At 53.6% G+C, this 8,529-nt stretch carries 7 protein-coding genes; all 7 read left to right on the forward strand.

Annotation, left to right across the window (positions count from 1 at the left end; genetic code table 11):
• Window positions 1-660: 660 nt before the first annotated feature.
• Window positions 661-2,853: a CRISPR-associated helicase/endonuclease Cas3 gene (locus tag BLR80_RS12390; RefSeq protein WP_092080800.1), complete on the forward strand. Its 2,193-nt coding sequence runs from the start codon at window positions 661-663 to the stop codon at window positions 2,851-2,853.
• 302 nt (window positions 2,854-3,155) lie between these two features.
• On the forward strand, window positions 3,156-3,821 hold the full coding sequence (gene cas5c, locus BLR80_RS12395; RefSeq protein ID WP_092080803.1) for a type I-C CRISPR-associated protein Cas5c: 666 nt from the start codon (window positions 3,156-3,158) through the stop codon (window positions 3,819-3,821).
• Complete coding sequence (cas8c, locus tag BLR80_RS12400) at window positions 3,818-5,572, forward strand: type I-C CRISPR-associated protein Cas8c/Csd1 (RefSeq protein ID WP_092080806.1); 1,755 nt, start codon at window positions 3,818-3,820, stop codon at window positions 5,570-5,572. Before cas5c ends, cas8c begins: the two co-directional genes overlap by 4 nt.
• 3 nt (window positions 5,573-5,575) lie before the next feature.
• Complete coding sequence (gene cas7c, locus BLR80_RS12405; RefSeq protein WP_092080809.1) at window positions 5,576-6,436, forward strand: type I-C CRISPR-associated protein Cas7/Csd2; 861 nt, start codon at window positions 5,576-5,578, stop codon at window positions 6,434-6,436.
• Between the two features lie 4 nt (window positions 6,437-6,440).
• Entirely contained in the window at window positions 6,441-7,064 is a 624-nt protein-coding gene (gene cas4 / locus BLR80_RS12410; RefSeq protein WP_092080812.1) for a CRISPR-associated protein Cas4, read from the forward strand.
• Window positions 7,061-8,092: a type I-C CRISPR-associated endonuclease Cas1c gene (cas1c, locus tag BLR80_RS12415; protein ID WP_092080815.1), complete on the forward strand. Its 1,032-nt coding sequence runs from the start codon at window positions 7,061-7,063 to the stop codon at window positions 8,090-8,092. Before cas4 ends, cas1c begins: the two co-directional genes overlap by 4 nt.
• Before the next feature lie 3 nt (window positions 8,093-8,095).
• Window positions 8,096-8,386 (forward strand): CRISPR-associated endonuclease Cas2, encoded by a 291-nt coding sequence (gene cas2, locus BLR80_RS12420; RefSeq protein WP_092080818.1) that lies wholly within the window; start codon window positions 8,096-8,098, stop codon window positions 8,384-8,386.
• Window positions 8,387-8,529 lie beyond the last annotated feature (143 nt).

Genomic DNA, 8,529 nt, shown 5'->3' on the forward strand with positions numbered 1-8,529 from the left:
AATGGCGTGTTGAGAAAAACGGCTTCAGATCACCTGATGAAATCCGTCAGGCGGCGTAAGCTAAACTTGTGTCCAGGGAACCGGTTCCGCTACACCAGCTGAAGCTCCTTACTTGGGGCCCCCTACCTCCTGCGCAGCCAGCTCTGGAGATGTTCAATCGCGGTACCTCTTTGTTGCGCTCACGATCAGATCGCTCTGCAAGATAGGATAACGCTCATGTTGAACATCTAAAACTAGGTCAATAGGGTCTACTATTTGATTTATAAAATTAGAGCTATTGATTTTTTAGTCAAGCGAGAGTAGCCTGTGAGATAGATCTAATGTAAAATTAAAATTAGTTGATCATATTATCGCCATCAATCTGTCCTGGCTGAATAATAAGGCGATTCTGGCGATCGCTGTTGTAACTCCTTGTGATGAGGGGAGAAAACTATGGGGCTGCAAGGATCACTCTTATATCATCATTGATTGATGGTCTCGCAAAGAGTCAGGGCAGATTGATCTGGCGAAAAAGAGACCATCATATTGCGCTCAGAATCAACGAACTAGCTTCTATGGATGGTTTGACGGCTTAGGAAATGGCAGTTTTTGATTTAGTTCGATTTTTTGCGATTGCATCTTGATCGGCGGGAGAGGAAAGCAAAGAAAGCGAGGTTCGAAATGCAATTTTATGCCCATTCTGGGGAATGCCCGGACAAATCCGATTGGCAGACGTTGGAGGAGCACCTGCAAGAGGTGGCAAGGCTGGCGAAAGAATTCGCCGGAGTGTTCGGTTGCGGTGAGTGGGGAGAAAATGGCGGAGTTCTCCATGATGCCGGCAAGGCCACAACCGATTTTATCAAACGTCTGGAAGGCAGCTCAAAAAAGGTGGATCATTCAACGTTCGGTGCCTGTTTGGCCAAAGACCGTCTTGGACCCTTGGGGCTCCTGTTGGCTTATGCGATTGCCGGGCATCACGGCGGTTTGCCGGACGGCGGCACGCAGCAGACGGAGCTGCACTATCGTCTGAGACATGGCAAAGTTCCCGAAGATGTGTCGTTGCTGCCATCGATCACATTGGCGAAAGTGCTACGCTGGCCGTTGGCAAAACCGGAAGATAAAACCGCTGGTTTCAGTATGGCTTTTTTCACGCGGATGATTTTTTCCTGCCTGGTCGATGCCGATTTCCTCGATACGGAAGCCTTTTGCACGCCGGATAAAGCTGCAGCACGATCCTTTGTTGAGCAGCCGTCTCTTGTCGATCTTCAGGGGAAGTTAAACCAGCATCTGCAAAAACTTACGCAACAGGCCGAACCAACTCCGGTGAATCGGCTGCGCCAATCCATCCTGCGGCAATGCCGGGCCAAGGCCGAGCTTGCTCCGCAGATTTTTTCTCTGACCGTGCCGACCGGCGGCGGAAAAACCCTTTCGTCACTCTCTTTCGCTCTTGATCATGCCGTTGCCAACAAGCTGCAGCGGGTGATCTATGCTATTCCCTTTACCTCGATCATCGAACAGAATGCCAAGGTTTTTCAGGATATTCTCGGGCGTGAATCGGTTCTGGAACATCATTGCAATTACAAAGAAAAAGACGAGTCGGAAGCGGCAGCTTACAACCGGCGGCGCGGATTAGCGACGGAAAACTGGGATGCGCCGGTGGTGGTCACCACCAATGTGCAGTTTTTCGAATCGCTGTTCAGCAACAAACCGTCCCGCTGCCGCAAGCTGCACAATATCGCCGGCAGTGTGATCGTGTTGGACGAAGCGCAGGCGATTCCGACCGATTATCTCGAACCCTGTCTGGCGGCTTTGAAGGAGCTGGCTGAGCGCTACGGCTGCTCGCTGGTGCTCTGTACCGCCACCCAACCCGCTCTGGACGATAAGGCGTTGCGCAATCGTCTGCCGGATATCCATGAAATTATCGAGAATCCCCAACAGCTATATGCTGATTTATGCCGCACCGAAGTCGTGTTTGTCGGCAAGTTGACCGATGAAGAACTGGCTGAGCGTCTGGCAGCGCAGGAGCAGGTGCTGTGCATTGTGTCCACCAAGCCGCAGGCGCGCAAACTGTTCGAGATGCTGCCGGAAAGCGAAGGGAATTTCCACCTCTCCACCAATATGTATCCTGAACATCGTCGCCGGGCATTGGACACGATCCGGTGGCGTCTCAAACAGAACTTGCCTTGCCGGGTGGTCTCCACCTCCTTGGTCGAAGCCGGAGTCGATCTCGATTTTCCTGCGGTTTATCGCGCCATGGCTGGCCTTGACTCCGTTGCCCAGGCGGCTGGCCGTTGCAATCGCGAAGGGAAAATGGAAGGGCTTGGCCGGGTCTATGTTTACGAGCCGGAGCAGCCAGCAAGGATGCCATGGGTCAAGCGCTGCGCCAGCCGCGCCGAAGAAGCGTTACGCAGCCTGCCGGATGTCGACCCGCTTGGTTTGGACATGATGCGGCGCTTTTTTGCCCTGCTTTACGATGTGCAGGAATTGGACAAAAAGCAGATTTTGTCAGCATTCCCGGACCAGAAACAAATTCAACTTGCCCGAGATTTTTATTTCCCTTTCCGTACTGTCGCGGAAAATTTCCGTTTTATCGAGGATGAAACTGTCGGCGTGATTATTCCTCTCGAATCGGAGGCCGAGGAGCTAGTGCGGCAGCTGCGCTACACGGAATTCCCCCGGACCGTTTTACGCAAGCTGCAAACGTACAGCGTTGCCGTGCGTAGCCATGAATTTTTGGCGTTGAACGCGGCGGGAGCGTTGGAGCTGGTGGATGGTCAGTTTCCGGTGCTTAGGAATTTCAAAGCATATCAAGCGGATGTTGGATTGTGTGTTGATGAGGGGGCTGTTTGGGATCCTGAAGATTTAATCAGATAATTTATTCATAAGATAAAGCTAGCTACAGATTTCTTGTTGACTGGCCAATTTTTTTTCGTTAGCCTCAATGACATTCAAGAGGAGGTTATTATGGCACCCCGAAAAAAATTGGCGTTTAAAGTGAGAATGTCGATATTTGGTAAAAAGTTTTTGATTTGGAAATCGAATGGGAGCCCCCATAAGTGTGCTTAAAAGTCGCCTGCTAAAATGGGCGTGGGTTGAAACATAAGATAAAGCAAGCTGAGATTGGCGCGGGCCACCATTTCGGTGGCCCGCAAATCTCAAAATCTAGGAGGAAGCCTATGGCGTATGGTATCAAGCTGCGGGTGTGGGGGGATTATGCCTGCTTTACCCGACCTGAGATGAAGGTGGAACGCGTCTCTTACGACGTGCTGACACCTTCCGCCGCGCGGGGAATTCTGGAGGCGATCCACTGGAAACCCGCGATCCGCTGGGTGATCGACAAAATTCATGTCATCCGCCCGATCAAATTCGACAACGTTCGCCGTAACGAAGTCAGCTCCAAGATCTCCAAACCGAATCCCGCCACAGTCATGCGGGAAAATAAGCAACTCTACTTTCTGGTTGATGATGGCAAAAACCGACAACAGCGGGCATCGACTCTGCTGCGTGATGTCGAGTATGTCATCGAGGCGCATTTTATTCTGACCGATAGTGCTGGAGCGGATGATAGCGAAGGGAAGCATCTCGATATCTTCAACCGGCGTGCCCGCAAGGGGCAATTTTTTCATCAGCCCTGTCTCGGCTGCCGGGAGTTTCCCGCCTCGTTTGAATTGCTTGAAGGCACAGTGCCCGCCTCTTGTTATGCCGATGAAAGCAAAGATCTCGGTTACATGTTGCTCGATATCGATTTCGACAACGAGATGACGCCGCTGTTTTTCCGGGCACAGATGGAGAACGGCGTCATTTCACCGCCGTCACCTTTGGCTGCGGAGGTGCGCGCATGATTCTGCATGCCCTTAACGGCTATTACCATCGCATGCTGGATGATCCTGATACTGAAATGCCGGCCTATGGAACCAGCATCGAAAATATCTCTTATGCCTTGGTGCTCGGTGAAGATGGCTCTCTGCAAGCGATTGAGGATTTGCGGGTTGGCGAAGGGAACCCTTCCAGACCGCGCAAACTGCCGGTTCCCGCTGCGGTGACGCGGACCTCAGGCGTCAAAGCTAACTTTTTATGGGACAAGGCGGCCTACGTTTTTGGTGCCGATGGCGATGGCGCAACGGAAAAAAATCGCGAACGTTTTGCGGCATTCAACGATTTTTTACAGGTGATCGGCAAAGAGATCGATGACGCCGGTTTTGCGGCAGTGGAAAAGTTTCTGTCGCGCTGGGAGTGTACGCAAAGCGAAGAAATCGTCGGACGCTTCCAGCCGTGGGAAGAGGTCTGCAATGCCAATCTGGTTTTCCGCCTGGACGGGATTCCCGGTTACATCCATGACCGCCCAGCGGTCCAGCGAGAGTGGTTGAAGTTCGGACAGCAAGATTCCGCCGCCCCCGTAGGGCAATGCCTGATCAGTGGCGAAGAAAATGTCCCGTTGGCCGGAGTGCATACCCCGATTAAGGGGGTCCGCGGCGGGCAAACGTCAGGCGGCTATATCGTGTCGTTCAATGCCTCGGCCTTTGTGTCCTACAAACAGGACAAAGCCTCAGTTGCCGAAACGTCGGCTTTTGCCTACACCACCGCCCTTAACGCGCTCCTGGCCGCTGATAGCCGTCAGAAGATCAGCATTGGCGATACCACCTATGTTTTCTGGGCCAAACGGCCGATGCCGCTGGAGCCGTTTCTGGCGGATGTGTTCGCGCCGTCCGAAGCTGTTGGTAAAGAATCGGCTGAGCAGGATGACCGGAAAACTGCCAAGGATATTCATGGCCTGCTCAAAGCAGTTCGCGACGGCAAAAAGCCGACCGATTTCATGCCCGATCTGGACACCGATGTACAGTTTTACATCCTCGGCTTGGCTCCCAACGCGGCGCGGCTGTCGATTCGCTTCTGGCAGGAAACCAGCTTCGGAGATCTGCTGGACAAAATCGGTAAGTATTATCAGGAGCTGAATATCGTGCGCCAGTACGACAGCGAGCCTGAGTTTCCGCCGTTATGGCGGTTGCTGGTGCAGACAGCAACCTTGGGGAAGGCGGAAAATATTTCACCGGTTCTCGCCGGCGGGTTGACCCGCGCCATGCTGACCGGCTGCCCCTATCCGCAAAACCTGTTACCCGTAGTGCTTGACCGGATTCGTGCCGAGCATGATGTGACCTATTTTCGCGCGGCGTTGCTTAAAGCCTATCTGCTGCGCAATACCAAAACGGAGGAGGTTCCCGTGGCGTTTGATCCAGAGAGAAAAGATTCACCCTATTTGCTGGGGCGCTTGTTTGCCGTTCTCGAAAAAGCCCAGGAAGAAGCGATTCCCGGCGCAAATGCGACCGTCAAGGATCGCTATCTTGGGGCTGTCGCGGCGACTCCACAGTTGGTGCTGCCTATGTTGCTGAAGAATTCAGCCAATCATATCGCCAAGCTACGCAAGGATTCGGAGCGTCGCGGACGCGCTATCTATCTGGATCGCATGATTCAGGATATCAATTGTGAACTCGATAACTATCCGAAAACGCAAACACCTGAACAACAGGGCTTGTTTATGATCGGCTACTACCATCAACGGAAGAACTTTTTCACCAAAAATATTCAGGAGGGATAACTCATGACCGCCATCGCCAATCGCTATGAATTCGCTCTGTTGTTCGATGTCCAAAACGGCAATCCCAACGGTGACCCTGATGCCGGCAACACCCCGCGTGTTGATCCAGAAACTGGCCATGGTCTTGTGACCGATGTCTGCCTGAAACGGAAAATCCGCAACCATGTCGCTCTAGCCAAAGAGGGAGCGGAAGGCTTCAATATCTATGTGCAGGAAAAGGCGGTGCTCAATCGCACCAACGAGATGGCGTACAAAGCGTTTGAATTGAAACCCGAAGCCAAAAAACTGCCGAAAAAAGTGGAGGATGCGCAAAAGGTGACCGGCTGGATGTGCGCCAACTTCTACGATATCCGCAGCTTCGGTGCCGTCATGACCACCGAGGTCAACTGCGGCCAGGTACGCGGGCCGGTGCAACTAGCGTTTGCCACCAGCGTTGATCCGATTCTGTCGCAGGAGGTCAGCATCACCCGCATGGCGGTGACCAACGAAAAGGATCTGGAAAAAGAGCGCACCATGGGGCGCAAGCATGTTGTCCCTTATGGTCTGTATGTCGCCCATGGCTTTATCTCCGCACCTCTGGCGGAAAAGACCGGTTTCAGTGATGAAGACCTCGATCTGTTGTGGAATGCCCTGATCAACATGTTTGAGCATGATCGCTCCGCAGCTCGCGGCATGATGAGTAGCCAGAAACTGTTTGTGTTCAAGCATCAGGACAAACTCGGCAATGCCCCGGCGCACAAGCTCTTTGACCTGATCGACATCAAGCGCGCCGCAGGTTCGGAAGGACCGGCGCGGTCGTTCAAGGATTATACGGTAACAGTCGGCCAAGCCCCGGCCGGAGTCGAAATTATCCAAAAACTGTAAAACTATGTACCCGGAATCCGACTACATCATGCTGTCGGCGTTGCAGCACTACATGTTCTGCCCGCGCCAGTGCGCCCTGATCCACGTTGAACAGCTGTGGGCGGAGAATCGCTACACCGCTGAGGGGCAGGTGTTGCATGAACGGGTGGACAGCCATGAAAAAACGAAAATCGGCGGGGTGCGTATCGTGCGTACCCTGCCGATTCGTTCCGGCTGTCTGGGGTTGAGCGGGCAGGCCGACGTGGTGGAGTTTCACGCCGACGGAACGGTGCTGCCCGTGGAGTATAAACGCGGCCGCCCCAAGAAGGATCAGTGTGATGATGTGCAACTGTGCGCCCAGGCTCTGTGCCTGGAAGAGATGCTGTCGGTGGACATTCCCGCAGGTGCGCTGTTTTACGGCCAGAAACGCCGCCGTAAAGCCGTAGTGTTTGATCCCGCGTTACGCGAGCTCACCCTGTCCATCGCGCAACAGGTGCATGATCTGGTTGCCCGCCAACACACACCAGCGGCGGTCTATTCGAAAAAATGTGATCAGTGTTCATTGCTGCATTTATGTCTGCCGCGCAGCTGCCAAGAGCAGCGTTCCGTCAAAAAATATCTGGCGGCCATGATCGGGAGGGCCGGATGAAGAAGATGCTCAACACCCTCTACGTGACCACGCAGGGAACGTATCTGCACAAAGAAGGGGAAACCGTGGTGGTACAGGTCGAGCGGGAAAATCGCTTGCGCTTGCCCATTCATACCCTGAGCTCCATTGTCTGCTTCGGCAATGTGCTGTGCAGCCCTTTTCTGCTCGGGCATTGTGCTGAAAACGATGTCTCGGTCAGTTTCATGACGGAGTACGGCCGCTTTCTCGGTAGGGTGCAAGGGCCGGTGAGCGGCAATGTGCTGCTCCGGCGTGAGCAGTATCGTCAAGCCGATTGCGACAAGGCATCTGCCCGGCTGGCGCGCCTGTTCGTGCTCGGCAAGGTCGCCAATTGCCGCACCAGTTTACAGCGCGTGTTGCGTGACCATCAGCCAAAGACGGCTGAGTCCGACATTGAACAGACCTGCCGGGGCTTGAGCCGTTACAGCCAGAGACTGTTGGCTGAGGACGATCTGGAAACCGTACGCGGCATAGAAGGGGGGGCCGCCAGGGATTATTTCGATCAGTTTGATCATCTGATTGTTGCCCAGAAAGAGACGTTTTCTTTTGCGGGGCGCAATCGCCGTCCGCCGCTTGATCCGGTCAACTGCCTACTCTCTTTCATCTATGCGCTTCTGGCGCATGATGCCCGCTCGGCTCTGGAAAGCGTCGGCCTTGATCCGGCTGTGGGATTTTTGCATCGTGATCGACCGGGCAGGTACGGCTTGGCTCTGGATCTGATGGAAGAATTTCGCCCCATGCTGGCGGATCGGCTGGCGTTGTCGCTGATCAATCTCGGTCAGGTTAAACCAAAAGGGTTTACCATCACCGAGTCCGGGGCCGTGACCATGAATGACGAGACGCGCAAGACCCTCTTGGTCGCCTATCAGAAACGCAAACAGGAAGAAATTGAGCATCCCTTTTTGAAAGAAAAAATCCCCTTGGGCATGGCCCTGTATGCGCAGGCCCAGTTGCTTAGCCGGTATTTGCGTGGCGATCTGGACGACTACCCGCCGTTTTTATGGAGGTGACTCATGATGGTCTTGGTCAGTTACGATGTCGCCACAACCTGCCTCACAGGAGCAAGGCGTCTGCGGCGGGTTGCCAAAATCTGCCAGAACCATGGCCAACGCGTGCAATATTCGGTGTTTGAATGCCTCGTCGACCCAGCGCAATGGACCCAGATGCGGCAACAGCTTCTCGATGTCATCGACGACGAGCGCGACAGTCTGCGGTTTTACTTTCTCGGAGCCAACTGGCGAAATCGTGTCGAGCATGTCGGGGCCAAAGAGGGGATTGACCAGGAAGGGCCATTGATCATTTAGCGAACCTCCAGTGATACGCAAATCTCCGGGAGGTTCGCGCAGCTGTAAGTGTTAGAAAATAGAATAAAACGGTTCAAGGCGTTATTTTTATAGTGATTTTTTGGCGGGATCCTGATGCTTCGCGGATTGATAGGAAAATACAA

Source organism: Desulfuromonas thiophila, from assembly GCF_900101955.1.
Taxonomy (GTDB): domain Bacteria; phylum Desulfobacterota; class Desulfuromonadia; order Desulfuromonadales; family Desulfuromonadaceae; genus Pseudodesulfuromonas; species Pseudodesulfuromonas thiophila.